16 protein-coding genes are annotated in these 19,704 nt (G+C 66.9%); 11 read left to right on the top strand and 5 right to left on the bottom strand.

The genetic code is table 11. The features are described from left to right. Positions 1-15 precede the first annotated feature (15 nt). Positions 16-840, bottom strand: coding sequence for a phosphate/phosphite/phosphonate ABC transporter substrate-binding protein (locus ACP26O_RS23300; RefSeq protein ID WP_175664422.1), 825 nt, complete (start codon positions 838-840; stop codon positions 16-18). A gap of 305 nt (positions 841-1,145) precedes the next feature. Here ACP26O_RS23300 and ACP26O_RS23295 point away from each other — a divergent pair, with 305 nt between their 5' ends. Together ACP26O_RS23295 and ACP26O_RS23290 are read left to right on the top strand one after the other, a co-directional pair. Continuing rightward, on the top strand, positions 1,146-2,171 hold the full coding sequence (locus ACP26O_RS23295) for a fatty acid desaturase (protein WP_175664421.1): 1,026 nt from the start codon (positions 1,146-1,148) through the stop codon (positions 2,169-2,171). Positions 2,172-2,394: 223 nt separating this feature from the next. Beyond that, positions 2,395-3,597, top strand: a complete 1,203-nt coding sequence (locus tag ACP26O_RS23290; protein WP_175664420.1) for a benzoate/H(+) symporter BenE family transporter — start codon at positions 2,395-2,397, stop codon at positions 3,595-3,597. A gap of 34 nt (positions 3,598-3,631) precedes the next feature. On the opposite strand, the gene ACP26O_RS23285 is transcribed toward ACP26O_RS23290, so the two are convergent. Continuing rightward, a complete protein-coding gene (locus tag ACP26O_RS23285) occupies positions 3,632-4,519 on the bottom strand; it encodes an NAD(P)H-binding protein (protein ID WP_175664419.1) in 888 nt (295 codons plus the stop codon). A gap of 285 nt (positions 4,520-4,804) precedes the next feature. Then, on the bottom strand, positions 4,805-5,710 hold the full coding sequence (locus tag ACP26O_RS23280; protein ID WP_165752341.1) for an AraC family transcriptional regulator: 906 nt from the start codon (positions 5,708-5,710) through the stop codon (positions 4,805-4,807). Positions 5,711-5,902: 192 nt separating this feature from the next. On the opposite strand from ACP26O_RS23280, the gene ACP26O_RS23275 reads away from it, so the two are divergent. Further along, positions 5,903-6,100, top strand: a complete 198-nt coding sequence (locus tag ACP26O_RS23275) for a hypothetical protein (protein ID WP_175664418.1) — start codon at positions 5,903-5,905, stop codon at positions 6,098-6,100. Between the two features lie 39 nt (positions 6,101-6,139). Here ACP26O_RS23275 and ACP26O_RS23270 read toward each other — a convergent pair whose 3' ends face one another. Beyond that, positions 6,140-7,093, bottom strand: a complete 954-nt coding sequence (locus tag ACP26O_RS23270) for a LysR family transcriptional regulator (RefSeq protein ID WP_006749336.1) — start codon at positions 7,091-7,093, stop codon at positions 6,140-6,142. Between the two features lie 100 nt (positions 7,094-7,193). Here ACP26O_RS23270 and ACP26O_RS23265 point away from each other — a divergent pair, with 100 nt between their 5' ends. The 3 genes from ACP26O_RS23265 (at position 7,194) to ACP26O_RS23255 (ending at position 11,111) form a co-directional block, all read left to right on the top strand. Continuing rightward, complete coding sequence (locus tag ACP26O_RS23265) at positions 7,194-8,552, top strand: NAD(P)/FAD-dependent oxidoreductase (RefSeq protein ID WP_175664417.1); 1,359 nt, start codon at positions 7,194-7,196, stop codon at positions 8,550-8,552. 316 nt (positions 8,553-8,868) lie between these two features. Further along, entirely contained in the window at positions 8,869-9,303 is a 435-nt protein-coding gene (locus ACP26O_RS23260; RefSeq protein WP_011660023.1) for a hypothetical protein, read from the top strand. Between the two features lie 185 nt (positions 9,304-9,488). Next, positions 9,489-11,111: a histidine-type phosphatase gene (locus ACP26O_RS23255; protein WP_175664416.1), complete on the top strand. Its 1,623-nt coding sequence runs from the start codon at positions 9,489-9,491 to the stop codon at positions 11,109-11,111. A gap of 4 nt (positions 11,112-11,115) precedes the next feature. Here the strand turns inward: ACP26O_RS23255 and ACP26O_RS23250 are convergent, their stop codons facing one another. Continuing rightward, positions 11,116-11,400, bottom strand: a complete 285-nt coding sequence (locus tag ACP26O_RS23250) for a transcriptional regulator (protein WP_175664415.1) — start codon at positions 11,398-11,400, stop codon at positions 11,116-11,118. A gap of 303 nt (positions 11,401-11,703) precedes the next feature. Here ACP26O_RS23250 and ACP26O_RS23245 point away from each other — a divergent pair, with 303 nt between their 5' ends. From ACP26O_RS23245 to ACP26O_RS23225, 5 genes are all read left to right on the top strand, one after another. Continuing rightward, complete coding sequence (locus tag ACP26O_RS23245; RefSeq protein ID WP_175664414.1) at positions 11,704-12,009, top strand: hypothetical protein; 306 nt, start codon at positions 11,704-11,706, stop codon at positions 12,007-12,009. Between the two features lie 455 nt (positions 12,010-12,464). After that, positions 12,465-14,105, top strand: coding sequence for an EAL domain-containing protein (locus ACP26O_RS23240; RefSeq protein WP_175701263.1), 1,641 nt, complete (start codon positions 12,465-12,467; stop codon positions 14,103-14,105). A gap of 172 nt (positions 14,106-14,277) precedes the next feature. Then, positions 14,278-15,870 carry a PAS domain-containing hybrid sensor histidine kinase/response regulator gene (locus ACP26O_RS23235; protein WP_175664496.1) on the top strand — a complete coding sequence of 531 codons (1,593 nt, stop codon included), beginning with the start codon at positions 14,278-14,280 and terminating at the stop codon, positions 15,868-15,870. A gap of 87 nt (positions 15,871-15,957) precedes the next feature. Then, positions 15,958-18,324 (top strand): DNA polymerase II, encoded by a 2,367-nt coding sequence (locus ACP26O_RS23230; protein ID WP_175664412.1) that lies wholly within the window; start codon positions 15,958-15,960, stop codon positions 18,322-18,324. A gap of 260 nt (positions 18,325-18,584) precedes the next feature. Next, complete coding sequence (locus tag ACP26O_RS23225) at positions 18,585-19,703, top strand: J domain-containing protein (RefSeq protein ID WP_175664411.1); 1,119 nt, start codon at positions 18,585-18,587, stop codon at positions 19,701-19,703. Position 19,704 lies beyond the last annotated feature (1 nt).

Here is a 19,704-nt window from a genome sequence, read left to right as displayed (position 1 = left end):
AGCCGCGCCGCCGCATCACCTCAGCTCGGGATACCCCTGCGCGGCCGCGTCCCGTGCGAACCGGGCAATCGTGTCGTATGCGCCCGGCGGCAGGCGCTCGAATCCCTTCAGCCGCAGCACGTTCGCCCGCTCCGGATCGACCGCGACCGCGTGATCGAGCGCATCCCGCAACGCCTCCACCCGCCCCCATTCCAGCGCCTTCGACGCAATCAACGGCAACCCCGGCGCCGACGCCGTCATGCCGACGATCCGGATCTCGTTCAACAGCTCGGGCAACGCATCGCGCACGTACGCGAACGTCACGCAGTCGATCGCCGCGCAATCGGCATCGCCGGCCGCCAATGCGCGCAGCACGTTCAGGTGCGAGCCGAACGACATGACCGAACCGAAGAAACGTCCGTCATGCGCATGCGGCGCGACCGCATGCCGGAACGCGTTCATCCCGCTGTGCGAATCGTCGCCGTTGAATGCGGCCCGCAATCCGCGACACGCCGCCAGCATCGTCGCACCGCCCGCATGCACGCGCGCCGACACGGCAAGCACGCTGCTGTAGCGCGCGCCGTCGCAGCCGGGCGCATCGAAGGCCGGCGTCGCGATCAGGTGCACGGCATCGCGCAAGCCGAGCATCCGGTACGGATAGCCGCACGTCTGCGACAACAGCAGGTCGTTGCGCCGCCACAGCGCGTGCAGATCGCCGAACGGTTCATCCAGCAGCACGACGCCGGGAGGCCCGCCGGCGCGCGCGAATGCATCGAGCGCGTCACGCAGCAACGCACGCCACAGTGCGGCGTGGCGCGGCGTCACGTTGTACATCGGCAGTCCGGCGATCCATTGGCTCATTCGTGCATTCTACGCATCGGATGTGCCCGTAAGAAAGCCGGTTCGCCCACATTTCCGCGAGGTTCGGCACCGGGCGGAGGCTGCCAATGCTTATCGGCCGCGCGGCGATAAGCAAATGCGAATTGCTTGGTTGGTCTGACGATGCAGCCCGGTTAGCGTTCCACTGTCGCAACGCGGTCGCATGCCGCTGTAGCGGTCGATCGCGAGCCGCGACGCCTGTCGGCCCATCGCATCGCGCCCCGCACCGGCGCGCTCGTCCGCTTCCCGCATCGCCCGCACTACCCGTTTCATCCCGCCTCAGCACCATGGCCGAATACTTCGACGTCGACCACGCGCGCGCGATCGCCACGCTCGACGCCCGCTTCACAGCCCGCACCGAGTGGCCGACCTGGCTGCTTGTCGTCGCGATCTACGGCGGCTGGCTCGCCGTGCTGCTGCTCGTGCGCGCCGAACGCCTGCCGCTCGCGGCCGCGACGCCGCCGCTGATCCTGCTCGGCGCGTGGCACATGTCGCTGCAGCACGAACTGCTGCATGGCCATCCGACGCGTTCCGCGTTCGTGAACCGGCTGCTCGGCTATCCGCCGCTGACGATCTGGTATCCGTACACGCTGTACCGCGACACGCACCTCGATCATCACCGCGACGAGGACCTGACCGTGCCGGGCGTCGACCCGGAAACGAACTACGTGTCGCGCGAGCAGTGGGCGCGGCTGCCGCGCTGGCGTCGCGCACTGACGGTTGCGCGCACCACCTTCGTCGGACGGCTCGTGTTCGGGCCGCCCGTGAGCGTCGTCGCGATGTTCGTCGACACGTTCCGCACATTCCGGCGCGGCGACTTCCGCTATCTGCGGATGTGGATCACGCACGTCGCCTGCGTGGTCGCGCTGCTCGCATGGCTGCAATGGGCGATCGGCGTGCCGTGGTGGTACTACCTGCTGGCGGTCACGTGGCCGGCGCTGTCGCTCGCGATGATCCGTTCGCTGTTCGAGCACCGCGCGGCGCGACATCCGAAGGCGCGCATCGTGATCAACGAAGCCGGCTTCGCGATGCGGCTGCTGTACCTGAACAACAACTATCACCTCGTGCATCACGACCTGCCGAAGCTGCCGTGGTACGACCTGCCGCGCGCGTACCGGATGCGGCGCGACGCGTACGCGGAAAAATGCGGCGGCTTCGTGATTCGCGGCGGGTATCGCGAACTGCTGGCGCGCCATGCATGGACGCCGACCGACACGCCCGTGCATCCGTTCGACCAGGGCACGGCGTCGCTGTCGACCGGCAGCGGCGCGAAGGTGGCCGCGGTCGACGGCTATCTTCAGATCAGTACGTGATGCTCGATCGGGCCGCTTCGTCGTGACGCTGCCCGAATCGACCGCGCATCCGCAAGGCCGTCCGGCCGGGCCGCATTCCTTACGAAAAGCCGACAATATCGCTCCTCATCGGCGAATTGCCAATTCCATCGGCAATGCGCAGAATGACGGCTCGTCCGGGGGTTCCAACAATCATTCGCCCCGGCTCAGCCCTTCCGGCCGCGCGCCGCATTCCCCTACGACGATGCAACCGAACACCTCGCCCGGCGCGATCCGCTCGATCGGCAACGACTGGTCCGTCTCCGCGATCACCGCGGGCTTTCTCGCGGTGCTGATTTCCTATGCGGGCCCGCTCGCGATCTTCTTTCAGGCGTCGCAGGCCGCGCATGCGTCCAACGCGATGGTGACGTCGTGGGTCTGGGCGATCTCGATCGGCGCGGGCGTGTCGGGGGTGTTCGCGAGCTGGAAGCTGAAGGTGCCGGTCGTGACCGCGTGGTCGGCGCCCGGCACCGCGCTGCTCGTCGGCCTCTTTCCGCAACTGACGCTGAACCAGGCCGTCGGCGCGTACATCACGGCCGCGCTGATCATCCTCGTGATCGGCATCACCGGCTATTTCGACCGGCTCGTGCGCCACATTCCGCGCGGCATCGCGTGCGGGATGATGGCCGGCATCCTGCTGCCGTTCGGCATGCACGCGTTCTCCGCCGCGACCGCGCAGCCGGTGCTCGGGTTCGGAATGATCGCGGCCTACGTGATCTTCAAGCGCCTGCTGCCGCGCTACAGCATCGTGCTCGTGCTGCTGACGGGCGCGGCACTCGCGACGCTGCTCGGCATGACGCAGCTCGGCAGCGTGTCGCCGAGCATCGCACGGCCGATCTTCATCGCACCCGAATGGACGCTCGGCACCACGCTCAGCCTCGCGCTGCCGCTCGTCGTCGTCAGTCTCACCGGCCAGTTCCTGCCGGGGATGACGATCCTGCGCGTGTCGGGCTATCACACGAGCGCCCGGCCGATCATCACCGCGACCAGCGTGATGTCGCTCGTCGTCGCGTGCTTCGGCGGGATCACGATCGTCGTCGCGGCGATCACCGCGGCGCTCTGCACCGGCAAGGACTCGCACGAGGATCCGGACCGGCGCTATATCGCGGGCCTCGCGAACGGCGTGTTCTACCTGATCGGCGGGCTGTTCGCGGGGACGATCGTCACGCTGTTCTTCGCGCTGCCGAAGGCCTTCGTCGCGATCCTTGCGGGGCTCGCGCTGATCGGCGCGATCGGCGCGAACGTGCACGGCATCTTCGAGGACGAGGATCATCGCGAAGCGTCGGTGATCACGTTCCTCGCGACCGCATCGGGGATGACGTGGCTCGGGCTCGGTTCCGCGTTCTGGGGGATCGTGATCGGGTCCATCGCGTATGCGGTGCTGAGCCGGGTGCGGCGGCCGGCGTAACGCGCATCGCGCGCGGCTTCAGCCGCCGCATGGCTCACCGCGCGTGTTCGCGCACCAGCGCGGCGAAGGCCTCCGCCGGTGTCGTCGTGCCGTACACCCGCTCCGACACACCGGCCTCGACATCGATCTGCCCCGCGTTGTGCACGTCGTACAGATCCACGATCAGTTGTGCATGACGTTCGCTGAGCCCCGCGCGCAACAGCGTCGCGGTCCATGCATCGCGCGGCAGTTCGCGCGCGACGATCTCGCGATCGGCCGCCGCGGCGAGCGTATCCGCGATGTCCCGCACACTCACGCGCCGCGGCCCTTCGATGCTGACGATACGCGGCCCGTTGCCGGCTTCGGTTCGATCGAGCAGCAGCCGCGCCGCCGCGACGCCCACGTCGGGCGCCCAGACCGTCGGGAACAGCTTGTCGACCGGATGATGAAAGCTCGGCAGCACGCCGGTACCGAGCGCAACGGGCAACACGCGTGTCCAGTTCTGCAGGTGTTCGGCCGAGCGCAGCAGCGTGAGCTGCGTCGGGACCGTTTTCAGCCGCTCCTCCAGATAATGAAAGAGCCGCGTGATGCCCGTGTTGCCGTCGCGCTCCGCGCCGTAGTCCGACAGCGCGAGCAGCGCCGGCGGCGGATTCGCGACGAGCGCACCGGTCACGATGTCGATCGTCCGCGCCATCGTCGAGGCCGGGTCGCTGTCGGCGACGGGCACCGGACATAGCATCTGCACGGCTTGCGCGCCGTCGATCGCCGCGGCGACCGCGCGAGCGTCCGTCAGGTCGGCGATTGCCACGTCACAGCCGAGTTGCGCGAAGCGTTCTCGCCAGCGTGCGTCGCGCAGCACCGCGCGCACGGGATGGCCTGCCTGACGCAGGGTCGTCACGGTCGACAAGCCGACGTTGCCTGATGCTCCGAAAATCACGAACACGATCCGCTCCTTGGGGGATGAAGGTGAGGTGATTGTCGGCACGCGCGGCCAACGTGGCGCGCACAGACGGATGCCCCGGACAGGAACGGATGACGGTTTTGGCGATTGCCGACGATGTCCGCTGCATGGCAGGGCCCGGCAATTCTCCAACAAACCGTTGGACAATCGGCTTGGATTAGAGACTAACCGGGCATTGCCGGCCAAGCCGGAGCGGTTCTACGCCTGACGGAGCGTAGACTCGCCGATCGGCGTCCGCGCGGCGAACCCGTCTCGCGCGACGGTCGATCAACGGTCCTCGCCATCGTAAGCGAGCCGCAACCCGCCGCGCGCGCCCGACCGCGCGATCTCCGTCGGCGTCGCACCGAGCACGCGGTTCATCCAGTGCGCCATGTGGCTCTGATGCGCGAAACCCGCTTCGAGTGCGATCTGGCTGATGCCGAGCCGGCCTTCGAGCAACAACGCCTTCGCGCGCTCGACCCGGCGCCGCACCACGTACTGATGCACCGGCATCCCGAGCGTCTCGCGAAACAGCACCTTGAAATGCGGCACGCTGATCGACACGAGCGCCGCGAGTTCGGCGAGCGTCATGCGGCGCTCGAGGTTGGCCTCGACATAGTCGATCACGCGCGCCGCCGCCTTCGGCGCGAGCGTACGCCGGTGCTCGCGGAACGCCGGCTGGCTGTCGGCCAGCCGCGCGACGAGTGCGGTGCACAAGCTCTCCGCATAGAGCGGGTCCGACGCGTCTTCCGCTTCGAGTTCGGCGGCCATCGCCCATGCGATGTGCTGCAGCCGCGGATCGCGCACCTGCAGCCGGCGGCGGATCTGCGCCTGCGACGGCTTCAGCTCGAGCTGGTCGAACGTGCGCCGCACGAACGTATCGCTGAGCGCGATGTGCAGGATCCGGCAGTCGGCGCTGTCGGTCCATTCGCCCGGCAGGCCGGCGGGAATCACGTCGACGTCACCATGCGCCTGGATGCGCGACACGCGTGCACCGTCGCACACGCAATCCGCGCGCACGGGCGAGCCGATATGCACGCCGATGCGGTGATGCTCGGCGGCCGGAATCCGGTACGTGCCCGCGCGAATCTCCAGCAGCGACGCGCCGAAGCCGTGCCAGCCACGCCCGCGGCTCGAGCGCAGGCTGACCGGCACACCGTTGTCGGTCGGCGCGGCGAGAATCGGATCGCTCATGGTTCTGCTCCACCAGTCGTGGGTCGAACGCGCATTGTGACGCGTTTTCCGGCCGCTCGCCGGGCTTGCACGGCCATTCCCGCGCCACGCGGAAAAATGATCATCCGTTTCTGCTCCAGCCAATCCTTGCGTGCGCGCCGACGCGCGCGGCACCGCTTACGATGGCCTCATCCGACACCTCCGGAGACCGTCATGCCCCATTACTGCCCGCAACGCGCGGCGTTCACCACCGCTTCACCGTCCCGCGGCGCCCGCCGCCCTGCCCGCTCCGCGCCCCGTCACGATCCGATCGCTATCGCGTCGTGGTGCCTGCGCATGATCGGCTGGTACCGGCTCGAACGGCTGCTCGCGTCGATTCCCGACAGCAACGACGACTTCGGGATCGTCTGACGGTCGACATGCACGGCGCCACGCGCTCACTTCATCCGCCTACTTGCGCCGCCGCTCGTGCGACGCGACCGTCGCGCCGTCGATCACCGGCGCGCCCTGCTTGATCAGGAAATCGCGAAACAGCCCCGTCACCTGCGAGATCCGCCGGTCGGCGAGCGTGATCACGTACCACTCGCGCACGATCGGATTGCCCGGAAACGGCAGTTGCCCGAGCAGCCCGGTGCGCAGCTCGAGCGCACACGCGTGCAACGACAGGAACGCGATGCCGAGCCCCGCTTCAGCCATCTGCTTGATCGCCTCGTTGCTCGACAGTTCGGAGCCCACATGAAAGCGGTAGCCGGACGTCTTGAACAGGCTCTCGACGGTCGAGCGCGTACCTGCTCCGCGCTCGCGCACGAGCAGGTGCGCGGATTCGAGATCCTTCAGCGCGACGCGCTTGCGCTGCATCAGCGGATGGCCGGGCGCGGCGACGAACACCATCGGATGCTTCGCGAACTCGACCGCGTGCGTGCGCAGCTCCTTCGGCGCGCTGCCCATCACCGCGAGATCGATTTCATGCGTCGCGAGCATGCGGATGATGTCGTCGCGATTGCCGACCTTGAAATACGTCTTCACGTGCGGGCGCGTCGCGGTGAACTTCACCAGCAGCGGCGGGATCAGGTACTCGGCCGTCGTGATCGCGCCGATCCGCAGCGTGCCGCCGAGATCGCCCGTCAGCGCGGCCACTTCGTCGCCGGCCTCGCTCCACAGATGCAGGATCTCGCGCGCATAGCGCGACACGATTTCACCGGCCGCGGTGAGCTGCACGCCGCGTCCCACCCGTTGCAGCAGCGCGGCGCCCACCGCCTGCTCGAGCAGGCGAACCTGCAGCGACACGGCCGGCTGCGTCAGGTTCAGCTCCTCGGCCGCGCGCGACACGCTGCCGAGCCGCGCAATCATGTCCAGCGCCTTCAGCTGCCGGAACGTCGCGGTCTTTCCTATAAGTGAATACATATGAGTCGCTTATAAACATTGAATTGTTATAGTAGGTTCGAAACTATATCGTCGGTTCTTGAGCAATGTCATCCGAATCGTCATCAGCGGGAGCCACAACATGGACAACATCACGCCTACCCTTGCAACGGATCGCGCCCCGCGCGTGCCGCGCATCGTGATCGTCGGCGGCGGCGCCGGCGGCCTGCAGCTCGCCACGCGCCTCGGCGACACGTTGGGCCGCCGCGGGCAAGCCGACATCGTGCTCGTCGACCGCTATCCGACGCACTTCTGGAAGCCGCTGCTGCACGAAGCCGCGTCCGGCCATCGCGATCCGGCCTCGCACACGATCGAATACGCGGCGCAGGCGAAGCGCCACGGCTTTCGCTTCGTGCAGGGCGCGCTGCATCGGGTCGACCGCGCGGCACGCACGGCGACGATCGCCGCGGTGCAGGACGCGGACGGCACGGAGATCCTGCCGCAGCGCGCGCTCGGCTACGACGATCTCGTGCTGGCCGTCGGCAGCGTGACGAACTTCTTCAACGTGCCGGGCGCCGCGCGCCACGCGTTGCCGCTCGAAAACCTCGACCAGGCCGAGGATTTCCGCCGCAAGTTCCTCGCCGCGTGCACGAAGGCGAACCACCTGGCCGAGCAGCAGCCGGCGCGGCCCGCGGCACCGATCTGCATCAATGTGATCGGCGCGGGCGCGACGGGCGTCGAACTGGCCGCGGCGCTGCGCCACGCGATCCAGCAGCTGACGACGTATCGCTTCAAGGCGCTCGTTTCCGCGCGCGACGTGCACATCCGCCTGATCGAAGGCGGCCCGCGCATCCTGCCGGCGCTCGACGCACGGCTGTCGGCCCGGATGCACGCGCAGTTGCGCACGCTGAACGTCGACGTGCTGACGGATACGCGCGTCGCGGAAGTCGGCGCGGATGCGGTCACCACCGCGACCGGCGAGCGGCTCGCGAGCGACATCACGATCTGGGCGGCCGGCGTCGCGGGCCCCGCGATCCTGCGGGAACTCGGCGACATCGCGCTCAACCGGTCGAACCAGGTGATCGTGACCGATACGCTGCAGACGCCCGACGATCCGCATGTGTATGCGTTCGGTGACTGCGCCGCGTGCCCGTCGGCCGATGCAAGCGGTTTCCTGCCGCCGCGCGCGCAGGTCGCGCACCAGCAGGCCGTGTACCTCGGCGAAGCGCTCGCGCGGCGCCTCGCCGGCAAGCCGGTCGCGGGCTTCACGTTCCGCGATGCGGGCACCGTCGTGTCGCTCGGCCAGGCCGGCGCCGTGTATCAGGGCGACCTCGGCGTGCGTTCCCGCTCGCTGATCGTCGACGGGCTCGCCGCGATCGGGCTGTACAAGTTCCTGTACCGCAAGCACCTGTTCAGCGTGTACGGACTGAAGCGCGCGCTGTTCCAGTCGCTGAGCCACTGGCTGCAAAGCCGCAACCAGCCGTCGATCAAGCTGCACTGATCAGCGGGTTCGCACGCGGCATCGCAAGACGGTGTATCGGGCTCGATACGCCGTTTTCTCTGATGTACACACCCGGTGCAGTCATCGTGCGCGCACCTTTGGTGCATCACGTTCAAGCCCATCGATACGATGCAAATCTTGCGGAACCCATTGCGTCGGACGCCTTCCGCGCCGGCTATGGCTTGCCCCCCCATTCATTAGTCGAATCGTATGAGTCGGACATAAATATTAATTGGTCGCCTATTCCGGATCGACGCTATGGTGTGTGGCATTCCCGTCCGCGAACGGATCGTCACGTCTCTGGAGAGGAATCACCGTGGTCATCGAAGCCATCGTCACCCGTCTCGACGCCGCCTTCGCGCAGATCGAAGCGACACCGGATTCGCACGAATCGCGCAACCAGCGCGATGCGATCATCCAGTGGCTCGACAGCGCGTCGGAGCATGGTTACCGGCTCGGTCTCGTCACGACGCTGCCGGCCGCCCGGCTCAGCGACATGTTCGAAGGCCAGTTCGGCCGTGCGAACCTCGACCGCTTCTCGGTCGTCGTGACCGACGCCAATCAGCAGGATTCCGTATCAAATCAGCATCCGTTCGACGTCGCGCTGCAGGCGCTGGGCGTGCCGCCCGAGCGCGCGGTGGGGGTCGCGAGCAGCGAACCGGAACGCCGCGAAGCCGAGACGTTCGGCCTGTCGCGTTGCGTGCGCATCACCGACACGGTGCGATCGATCGCATCGGCAGGCGTGCACTGAACTGAGCACCTGCACACAGGCCGGCTCACGCCGGCCGGCGGCAATCCGGCGCGATGCCGACGATCGCCCGACCGAAGCCTGACATTCTGCTGTCAAAGTCGCTTGCAACACTTCCGGGCTCGACCGATCCCGCCCGGAGATGGAACGACGCACTTCCTGCGTCGTCCCGCCCGTTTCAAGCCACGATGACACGCCCGATCCGCACCGCCTCCGCCGTTGCCTTCCTCTGCCTGCTGCTCGCCGCGTGCGGCGGAGAGACGTCCAGCACGCCCGCCACGTCGGCGGACAACAGCGGCACGCAGCCGGCGCCGCAGCCGCCGCAACCGAAACCCACGCCGGAACCCGCGACCTACTACCAGACGAAGACGCCGTATCGTCTGCAGCAGGATGCGGCGACCTACGAAGCGCCGCCGGCCGGCTACGCACCGGTCTACACCGAGCTCGTCGCACGGCACGGCTCGCGCGGGCTGTCAGGCTTCAAGTACGACGGCGCGATCTATTCGATGCTGGTCAAGGCCGAGGCCGACGGCGCGCTGACCGCGCTCGGTGCTCAGCTGAAGGCCGATACGTACGCGATGATGAAGGCCAATGCACTGCTCGGCTACGGCGTGCAGGGGATTTCAACGCCCGGCTACGGCAATCTCACGCAAACCGGCATCCGCGAACACCAGCAGCTCGCCGCGCGGCTCGCGCAGCGACTGCCGGCGCTGTTCGCGTCGGGCGGCCGGCAGATCGTCGTCGTCAACTCGGGGCAGGACCGCGCGGTCGACAGTTCGACCTACTTTTCCGCCGCGCTCGTCGCCGCGCGGCCGGCACTCGCCGCCGCGATCACGCTGCCGGCCGCGCCGTCCGGCTATCCCGCGAGCGCGCCGGTTGCGCAGCCCGCCGGCACCAACCGGTTCCTGCTGTATTTCCATTCGCTGAAGCCGGCCACCGATCTCGTGACCGATACGTCCGATCCGTATTACGCGACCTATCAGGCGAGCCAGGCATACCAGGCCTATTCGAGCGATGCGACGGTCGCCGACAAGCTGAAGACGATCAAGGCGGCGCCGCAGGTCGGGGAAGTCGCGCAGACGGTGCTCGCCGCGCTGGTGTCGCAGGCCTTCATCGCGAAGCTCGGCAGCGACGGCTACACGTTCGCGAACACGGGAACCTATACGTTCACGTCGTCGGACGGCAAGTTCACCAACACGCTGAAGGGCGACGGCAAGACGAAGATCGCGTCGGCCGTCGATGCAGTGAACGTGCTGTACAACCTGCTGCAGGTCGCGCCCGCGATGACGGCCGAAACGGGCGGCGTCACGATGGAGAAGTACCTGGGCGCGGAACAGGCGCAGACGCTCGCGTACCTGCAGGACGCGGAGGACTATTACCAGAAGGGGCCCGGCATCCAGGAAGCAAACCCGGTCACGTACCGGATGGCGAAGGTGCTGCAGGACGACTTCTTCAACGAGGTCGACGCGATCGCGCGCGGCGACCTGACGCGCGCCGCGAAACTGCGCTTCACGCATGCGGAAATCGTGATTCCGTTCGCGTCGATCATGAACTTGAAGAACGTGTTCGTGCCGACGCCGCAGGCGCAGACCTACACGTATGCGAACAACCCGTGGCGCGGCGACCAGGTGTCGCCGATGGCCGCGAACATGCAATGGGACGTGTATCGCAACGGCTCGCGGCTCATCGTGAAGATGCTGTACAACGAGCGCGAGACGGATTTCCAGGCCGCATGCGACGACGCGAAGATCGCGCCGGCGAGTCATTTCTATGACTACGCGGGATTGAAGCGCTGCTACGGATATCAGTGACGCGTCAACGCTGGATCGTTGCGATCGTGTGTGCGGCCGGCGCGGCCTTCGGTTTCGCGACGGCGTGCGCCTTCGGATCGGCGCTGGCCGCATGTTGAACCTTGCCGGTCTTCGCGGGCGCCGCGTGTGGCTTCGACGCGGGCTTCGCGTCGGCATGCGCCGCGGCCGGCGCCTTCGACGGCGAACGAACGGCTTGCCGCGCCGGCTTCATGGCCGCCGCACTGCTCGACGCGACGGGCGCATGCTTGACGTGCTGCTGCGCGTACGCTTTGACGTCGTGGTCGTTCATCCACGATTCCGTGTAGGCAGCGGCTGCGGGTTGCGACAGATTGAGACAGGCGATCGATGCCACGAGAAAGGCACGAAGATGCGTGCGACGAGTGAATGCGGTAATGACGAATGCTCCTTGCGATCTTGGCTTGACGCGCCGTATCGAACTTGCCGGCGCCGTCGTGGCGGCACGATAAATGAGCGCATTCCACATCGCAAGCATCCGGCCGGTGATCCAAACGATTCTTGACGTTTGATCGGCCGCCGGCGACTCGAACTCCGGTTCGCCGACGGTGTCGAACGTGCATCGCCGGAGAGTCATATGAAACGCGCCGCCCCTTTCGCCATCCTGATCGCGCTTGCCGCCGCCAGCTTGCCGGCGCTCGCCGGCAGTACCGCGTCGCCGCTTCCGCAGCAAGCGAGAAACTGTGTACCGTCCTCCACCTCAGCCTCTGCCGGCACGGCCCCCGGCTCCCGCGCCACTTCGAAGGCCCCGCCGATTCGCGTGTGCGTCAGCGATTCCGACACGCAACTGAATCTACCGTGGTTCCTGACCGACGTCCTCACCGCCGTGGACACGCACCAATCGCCGCGCGACCTGTTCCACAAGATGCGCAACGACTTCTGACGCGCGGCCGGGCCGACGGCGTGCCCGCCATGCTCGGGTATTCCCCAATCCGGAAAGAAGAACCCTGCATCGCGCGCGTTGAACGGCGTTGGCTGCAAATTACCGAGAGATCGCCGAGACGCCGCGTTGCGCGAATATTTCCCGTTGAGAGTCAATCACAAAACCACACCATTTGTTGACTAACAATATTTCGCAATCGGGCATCGCGTCATATACTTGCCGCGCACCATCCTCGTGCCAAGAGAAGGTGTTCTTCTGTCCCGGCCGCACACCGATGCGGCCGGGTTTTTTTTCGGTGCGCGACGTCGATATCTATACATAATGAATGCATGTATAGCGATGCGCGTCGAATCCCGTGACTCCGTCGCGATGCGTTGGCTTGCGTACCGCAAGCATAGAATCGATTTGCGTCCAGATCTCGGCGCGAGCCCCGTTGCCCCGGCCAGGCACGGCAAATGCTCCGCGCCCATCCATCGACCGGTTCGACCTGCATTGCCATGCATACAACAACAAGCGCGATCGGAGAATCAGCCCCGCCGGGCTCAAAACCCGCATTCCAGCGCAGCGGTGCGTGGCCGCATATCGTCTTCTCGCTTGCGCTGATCATCTGCATCCTCGTGCTCGCGATGGCGCTCATCGTGGCCGAACGCCTCGCACGCGAATCGGTAGCCGAGCACGAACGCGTCGTCGCGAACGACATCGTGATCTCGGTCGACCGCATCCTCGACGGCGTACGCTCGCGACACCCGGCCGAATTGACCGCGCTGGTCGGGCGACCCTGCGCGACGGTCTTCAGGACCCTCGCCGAAGTAGGCACTCACCTGCGCTATCTGCGCGCCGTCGCGCTGGCCAACGACGGTCGCGTCACGTGCTCGTCGGCGCTGGGCTCGATCGACGTGTCGCTGGACGCGTATGTGCACGCCCCGCCACCGGGGATGACGGCCATCACGCTGCTTCGGCAGACCCCGTTCCAGCATCGCGTCCCGGTGCTGGCGGTGTTTCGTGCAACCGCGCCCGCCTCGGGCGTGCTTTATCTGATCGAAGGCGACTATGTGGCCGACATGCTGTCGCACGGCGCGCGCTTCGGCGCGGAAACCGCGATGCTGTCGGTCAACGGCGCGGGCGGTCTCGATCAGCATGGCGAGTTCGTGCCGGCGTTCCACGCGGCCCCGTCGGCCGGCAGCACGATCGCCTCGGGCGCGTGGCCGTTCACGGTTTCCGTCACGTCGTCGGAATCCTATGTTCAGCAGGTGGAACGGCACTATCGGCTGATTTGCGTGACGATCGCGCTGCTGGTGAACGGCCTCGTCGCGGCCGCGTACCTGCTCGCGATGGCGCCGCGCCGGCTGTTGCTGAAGGCTGTGCGCAACGCGTTGAAGCGCAACGAGTTTCACGTGGTGTACCAGCCGATCGTCGACGTCGAAACGCGCAGGACCGTCGGCGTCGAGGCGCTGCTGCGCTGGCACCATCCGAAATGGGGGCCCATCAGCCCGGCCGTGTTCGTGCCGCAGGTCGAATCGAGCTCGATCCTGCCGAAGGTGACCGAGTTCGTGCTGCGCACGGCCGTGTCGGAACTGACCGCGCTCACGCCGGCGATGCCGCTGCGCATCGCGATCAACGTCGCGCCGAAGGATCTCGAACGCCCGCGCTTCGTATCCGTCGTCGAAGACGCGATCCGCGGGCTTCCGCCGGGGTTCACGCTGGTGCTCGAAGTGACCGAGCGCATCCTGCTCGAAAAGAATGCGCGCACCACCGCGATGTTTGCCGCGCTGCGCGCGACGGGCGCGAGATTCGCGATCGACGATTTCGGCACGCATCACAGCAACCTCGACATGCTGTCGCGCTTTCCGTTCGACTACGTGAAGATCGATCGCCAGTTCATCGCGCAGCTGACGACCGGCAATGCCAGGCTGATCGAAGGCATCGCGGCCGTCGCGCATCACTACGAGCTGAAGATCATCGCCGAGGGCGTGGAGACGGAAGAGCAGCATCGCGCGCTGCATGCGGTCGGGATTCAGTATGCACAGGGCTACCTGTATCAGCGGCCGCAGCGGCCGGCGGACCTGAAGCGGGATTTCGCGCCGATGCCGGCTTAGGTATCGGCTCAGGTGTAGGCCGGCGCGGCACGGGCGCGGCCGGGCGCTTTGATCCGGCGCCGTTTCACGGCTATGCTCTCTGCGATGCTGACCGCCGCGTGACCGGGTATGAATCCATCGCACCATAATGGAATTCGCAGCGCGATCGACAGGTTTAACGAGTTTTCCGATCATGACGCCAGACCAGCCGCAGCCCATCCCTTCGGACCCACCGCCGGCCCAGCACGAGCAGCCGCTGCTCGACCGCTATGCGGAGTTCCGCTTCCAGACGGTCGTCGCGTCGATCACCGACTATGCGGTGTTCATGCTCGACCCGCACGGCAACGTCGCGACATGGAACGCGGGCGCCGAGCGCATCAAGGGTTTCCGGACGGACGAAATCATCGGCAGCCATTTCTCGCGCTTCTATCCAGCCGATGCGATCGCGGCCGGCCGCCCGACGCACGCGCTCGAAGCCGCCGCCGCGTACGGTCATTTCCAGGACGAAAGCTGGCGCGTACGCAAGGACGGTTCGCGGTTCTGGGCCAGCGTGACGATCACGGCCGTCCGCGACGAGTCGCACCAGTTGCGCGGCTTCATCAAGATCACGCGCGACATGACCGAGCGCAAGCGCGTGGAGGAACTCGAAGCGGCCACGCGGCGGCTGGACGTCTTCATCGCGACGCTCGCGCACGAGCTGCGCAACCAGCTCGCGCCGCTGCGGCACACGATCGGCATCCTGCAGGGCCTGCCGGCGTCCGAACTGGGCCCGGCGCTCACGCAATGCAAGGACATCGCGGATCGCCAGATCGAACAGCTCGTGCGGCTCGTCGACGATCTGCTCGACATCGGACGCATCAAGTCCGACAAGGTGGATCTGAAGAAAGCGCCGGTGAACGTGCGCGATATCGTGTACCGCAGCGTGCAGGGCATCCAGCCGAAGGTCGACGCGCGCGGACAGCGGATTATCGTGCGGCTGCCGCCCGCACCCGTGATCGTCCACGGCGACGATGTCCGGCTCGTCCAGGTGCTGTACAACCTGCTCGACAATGCGTCCAAGTATTCGCCGAACGGCGAGCGCATCGAGCTCCACGTGCGCACCGAGCAGAACGTGGTTGCGATCGAGATCGTCGACTACGGGATCGGCATCGTGCCCGGCGCGCAGGAATCGATCTTCGACCCGTTCGAGCAGGAGAATGCCGCGGAGCGCCACGCACCCGGCGGGCTCGGGCTTGGGCTCGCGATCAGCAAGAAATTCGTCGACCTGCATGGTGGCAGCATCACGGCCGACAGCGCCGGGATCGGCGCGGGGTCGACGTTTACGGTCCGGCTGCCGATCGCGGAATCGAATCGTGCGGTCGAGCACGTGCAAAAGGCGCCGGCGCCATCCTCCACGCATGCGCTGCGCATCCTGATCGTCGACGACAACCGCGAATCGGCCGACACGCTCGCCATCCTGATGCAGATCAAGGGCCACACGTCCCGCGTCGCATACCACGCGCGCGATGCGCTGCCGCTCGCCCGCGAATTCGCGCCGCATCTGATGCTGATCGACCTCAGCATGCCGGACGTCAGCGGCTTCGAGCTGCTCCACGCGTTGCGCTCGACCGGCGCCGCGCCCGATTCGTACTATGTCGCGCTGTCCGGACATGTGCGGTCGTCGGACCGACAGGACACCACGGACGCCGGCTTCCACGATCATTTCGCGAAGCCGATTCCGATCGAGGCGCTGGACAGCCTGCTCGCGCGCGTGGAGGACGATGCGCGGCGCCGCGGCCGGCTGTGACGATCGGCACGGCCACCGCGGAGCGACGCGCGGGAGCCGCGAGAGGGGCTAAAATCCGCCGCCTGGGCATCCATACGAGCAAGCGTTTTGACGGAGTTCGAGCAGGGTTTCATCCTCACCCGCCACTGGCGGGACACAGCGTCCGGCATCGAGATCGAGTTCTGGCTGGCAACCGAACACGGCCCGCGCCGCGTGCGGTTGCGCCCGCAGGAAGCCGTCGCGTTCGTGCCGGCCGAGCAGCAGGCGCTCGCCGAACGCGCGCTGGCCGGCGAACGTGATGCCGAACTGCGCCCCCTCGCGCTGCGCGACTTCCGCCAGCGCGCCGTCGCCGGCCTCTATTGCCGCCGCTACCGCACCCTGGCCGGGCTCCAGAAGCGCTTGGCCGCGGCCGGCGTCGACGTCTACGAAGCCGACATCCAGCCGCCCGATCGCTACACGATGGAGCGCTTCATCACGGCGCCCGTGCTGTTTCGCGGCACTGCCGGCCGCGACGGCACGCTGACCGACGGCGAACTGAAACCCGCGACCGGCTATCGCCCAACGCTGCGCTGCGTGTCGCTCGACATCGAGACGAGCATCCACGGCGAGCTGTATTCGATCGCGCTCGAAGGCTGCGGGCAGCGGCAGGTCTACATGCTCGGGCCGCCCAACGGTGACGCGCCGGCCGTCGACTTCAACCTCGACTACTGCGACAACCGGGCCGAGATGCTCGCGCGGCTCAACGACTGGTTCGGCGCGCACGATCCCGACGCGGTGATCGGCTGGAACGTCGTACAGTTCGACCTGCGCATCCTGCATGCGCACGCGGAGCAATACGGCGTGCCGCTGAAGCTCGGGCGCGGCGGCAGCGTGCTCGAGTGGCGCGCGCATGGTCAACAGCCCGACCACTTCTTCGCGGGGGCGGCCGGCCGCCTGATCCTCGACGGCATCGACATGCTGAAATCGGCGACGTGGTCGTTCCCGTCGTTCAGCCTCGAATACGTGTCGCAGTCGCTGCTCGGAGAAGGCAAGGCCGTCGACAATCCGTATCAGCGGATGGACGAGATCCAGCGCCGCTTCGATCACGACAAGCCCGCGCTCGCGCACTACAACCTGAAGGACTGCGAACTCGTCACGCGCATCTTCGAGAAGGCCGACTTGCTGTCCTTCGCGCTCGAGCGCGCGAGCGTCACGGGCCTTGCGGCCGATCGCACCGGCGGCTCGGTCGCCGCGTTCACGAACCTGTACCTGCCGCGCATGCACCGGCTCGGCTACGTCGCGCCGAACCTCGGCGACGTGACGGGGCAGAACAGCCCCGGCGGCTTCGTGATGGATTCGCGGCCCGGGCTGTACGATTCGGTGCTCGTGTTCGACTACAAGAGCCTCTATCCGTCGATCATCCGCACGTTCCTGATCGACCCGGCCGGGCTGATCGAAGGGCTCGCGCATCCGAGCGACGACGCGTCGGTGCCGGGCTTTCTCGGCGCGCGCTTCTCGCGTACCGCGCATTGCCTGCCCGACATCGTGCGGCGCGTGTCCGAAGGCCGCGACGAAGCGAAACGCCAGCGCAACGCGCCGCTGTCGCAGGCGCTGAAGATCATCATGAATTCGTTCTACGGCGTGCTCGGCTCGACGGGCTGCCGGTTCTTCGATCCGCGCCTCGCGTCGTCGATCACGATGCGAGGCCACGAGATCATGCATCGCACGCGCGAGCTGATCGAAGCGCAGGGCTACGAAGTCATCTACGGCGACACCGATTCGACTTTCGTGTGGCTCGGGCGCGAGCACGACGACGATGCGGCCGCCGCCAAGGGCCGCGCGCTCGTCGAGCAGGTGAACCGCTGGTGGCAAACGCACCTGCGCGATCGCTTCGGGCTGGAAAGTGCGCTCGAACTGCAATACGAGCGGCATTACCGCCGCTTCCTGATGCCGACGGTGCGCGGCGCGGAGGAAGGCAGCAAGAAGCGCTATGCGGGCCTCGCGGTCACGGCGAACGGCGACGATGACCTCGTGTTCAAGGGGCTCGAAACGGTGCGCACCGACTGGACGCCGCTCGCGCAGCTATTCCAGCGCGAGCTCTACCGACGCGTGTTCAAGCGCGAGCCGTACCAGGACTTCATTCGCGACTATGTGCGCCGCACGCTCGCCGGCGAATACGACGCGCAGCTGATCTATCGGAAGCGCGTGCGCCGGCCGTTGAGCGAATATCAGCGCAACGTGCCGCCGCATGTGCGCGCGGCGCGGATCGCCGACGAATTCAACCAGGCGCGCGGCCGGCCGCTGCAGTACCAGCGCGGCGGCTGGATCAGCTACGTGATGACGACGGCCGGCCCGGAACCGCTCGAGACGATGCGCTCGCCGATCGACTACGCGTTCTATGTGAGCCGCCAGTTGCAACCGGTCGCTGATGCGATCCTGCCGTTCCTGCGCGACGATTTCGAACGCGTGATTTCGGGGCAGGGGCAGTTGTTTTGAGATTGGAGGCGGGGGGACGGCAGGCGCTGTCTTTGCGGCGCATGCGCGCGACCGTCTGCCCGGCCGGATGACCGGTCGCGCCCCCGTTCTCCCCCCGTCCTCACGTAACCGGCCCAGCGCCGTCCCGCCTTTTCCGCTCGCCCTGGCGCGGTCACGCGGCTCGCGGCCACGCATCGGAACACCGAAGGCCGGCGGCACCACGCCCATCCGGCTAAAATACCGCCCTGCCGCGCGTCCCGCCGCGGCCGGAGGATACTCACATGACCGCACGTCGCGGTGCCGCGGTCGCCATCGCGCCCGGTCACGAGACAGCCAGCCTGTCGAAAGCCCAGAAAACGTTCAATACGCTCGTCAAGCAGATCGAGAAGCGGCGCGAGCGTCTCGGCGCTTGGGACGCCGTGATGCCGGCGTTTCAGAAGAAGTTCGTCGACGCGCTGTTGCCGCTCGAACAGGAATCGACGGCACTGCGGATCAAGCTGATCCACCTGCTCGACGATGCGTTCCTGCAGAAGGGCTTGAGCAAGGCCGAGCAACGCACGCTGTCCGACCTGATCGCCGATATGGCGCGCGATTTAATGCAGGTCAGCGACGACGCGGCGCTGAAGGTCATTTACAACCGGCATGTCGGATCTGCGAACGTGGGCAACGCGGCGGCTGAGCCCGATCCCGAGCCCGATTCCGAGCCGCAATCGCAATCGCCGGAGGATCTCGACGCACTGTCCCCCGACGAGCTCGCCGAGCGGCTGCAGGCTGAACTCGACGCTCAGTTCGAGCGCGACATGGCCGCTCACGCAGCCCGCGAAGCCCAGCGCGCGAAGCGCAAGAAAGCGCCGAAGCAATCGGCCGCGCAAGCCCGGATCGAAGCCGAGCAGGCCGAATCGAGCAAATCGATCCGCGAGATCTACCGCAAGCTCGCCAGCGCGCTGCACCCCGATCGCGAAACCGATCCGCGGGAACAGGAACGCAAGACCGTGCTGATGCAACGGGTCAACCATGCTTATGCGAAGGGCAATTTGCTGCAGCTGCTGGAACTGCAGCTGGAGATCGAGCAGATCGACCGGCGTGCGATCGACGGGCTCAGCGAAGCGCGGCTCACGCGCTACAACGGCATCCTGGAAGAGCAGATCCGCGAGCTCGACCAGGAGATCCAGCACGTCGAGAACGATTTCCGGCGCACGTACGGCATCGCATCGTCCACCAAGGTCGCGCCCGATACCGTGATGCGCATACTCACGCGTGATATTGCCGGCATGCAGCGCGGCAACCAGGATCTCACCGTGGCGCTGCGCGAGTTCGAAGATCCGGACAAGGTCAGGGACTGGTTGAAGGACATGAAGCGCAGGCCTGCGTCGTCGCGCTTCGATGACGAGTCGTTTTAAG

Origin of the sequence: Burkholderia sp. R-40 (assembly GCF_049942845.1) — a bacterium.
GTDB classification, from domain to species: domain Bacteria; phylum Pseudomonadota; class Gammaproteobacteria; order Burkholderiales; family Burkholderiaceae; genus Burkholderia; species Burkholderia ambifaria.
Note: the sequence above shows the minus strand (reverse complement) of the source record. Positions and strands in the feature narration are given on the sequence as shown.

Excerpts from the sequence above, each read along its gene's own strand:
- ACP26O_RS23300 (WP_175664422.1), bottom strand. The coding sequence starts at position 840 with ATGAGCCAATGGATCGCCGGACTGCCGATGTACAACGTGACGCCGCGC.
- ACP26O_RS23295 (WP_175664421.1), top strand. The coding sequence starts at position 1,146 with ATGGCCGAATACTTCGACGTCGACCACGCGCGCGCGATCGCCACGCTC.
- ACP26O_RS23290 (WP_175664420.1), top strand. The coding sequence starts at position 2,395 with ATGCAACCGAACACCTCGCCCGGCGCGATCCGCTCGATCGGCAACGAC.
- ACP26O_RS23280 (WP_165752341.1), bottom strand. The coding sequence starts at position 5,710 with ATGAGCGATCCGATTCTCGCCGCGCCGACCGACAACGGTGTGCCGGTC.
- ACP26O_RS23275 (WP_175664418.1), top strand. The coding sequence starts at position 5,903 with ATGCCCCATTACTGCCCGCAACGCGCGGCGTTCACCACCGCTTCACCG.
- ACP26O_RS23270 (WP_006749336.1), bottom strand. The coding sequence starts at position 7,093 with ATGTATTCACTTATAGGAAAGACCGCGACGTTCCGGCAGCTGAAGGCG.
- ACP26O_RS23265 (WP_175664417.1), top strand. The coding sequence starts at position 7,194 with ATGGACAACATCACGCCTACCCTTGCAACGGATCGCGCCCCGCGCGTG.
- ACP26O_RS23255 (WP_175664416.1), top strand. The coding sequence starts at position 9,489 with ATGACACGCCCGATCCGCACCGCCTCCGCCGTTGCCTTCCTCTGCCTG.
- ACP26O_RS23250 (WP_175664415.1), bottom strand. The coding sequence starts at position 11,400 with ATGAACGACCACGACGTCAAAGCGTACGCGCAGCAGCACGTCAAGCAT.
- ACP26O_RS23245 (WP_175664414.1), top strand. The coding sequence starts at position 11,704 with ATGAAACGCGCCGCCCCTTTCGCCATCCTGATCGCGCTTGCCGCCGCC.
- ACP26O_RS23240 (WP_175701263.1), top strand. The coding sequence starts at position 12,465 with ATGCTCCGCGCCCATCCATCGACCGGTTCGACCTGCATTGCCATGCAT.
- ACP26O_RS23235 (WP_175664496.1), top strand. The coding sequence starts at position 14,278 with ATGACGCCAGACCAGCCGCAGCCCATCCCTTCGGACCCACCGCCGGCC.
- ACP26O_RS23225 (WP_175664411.1), top strand. The coding sequence starts at position 18,585 with ATGACCGCACGTCGCGGTGCCGCGGTCGCCATCGCGCCCGGTCACGAG.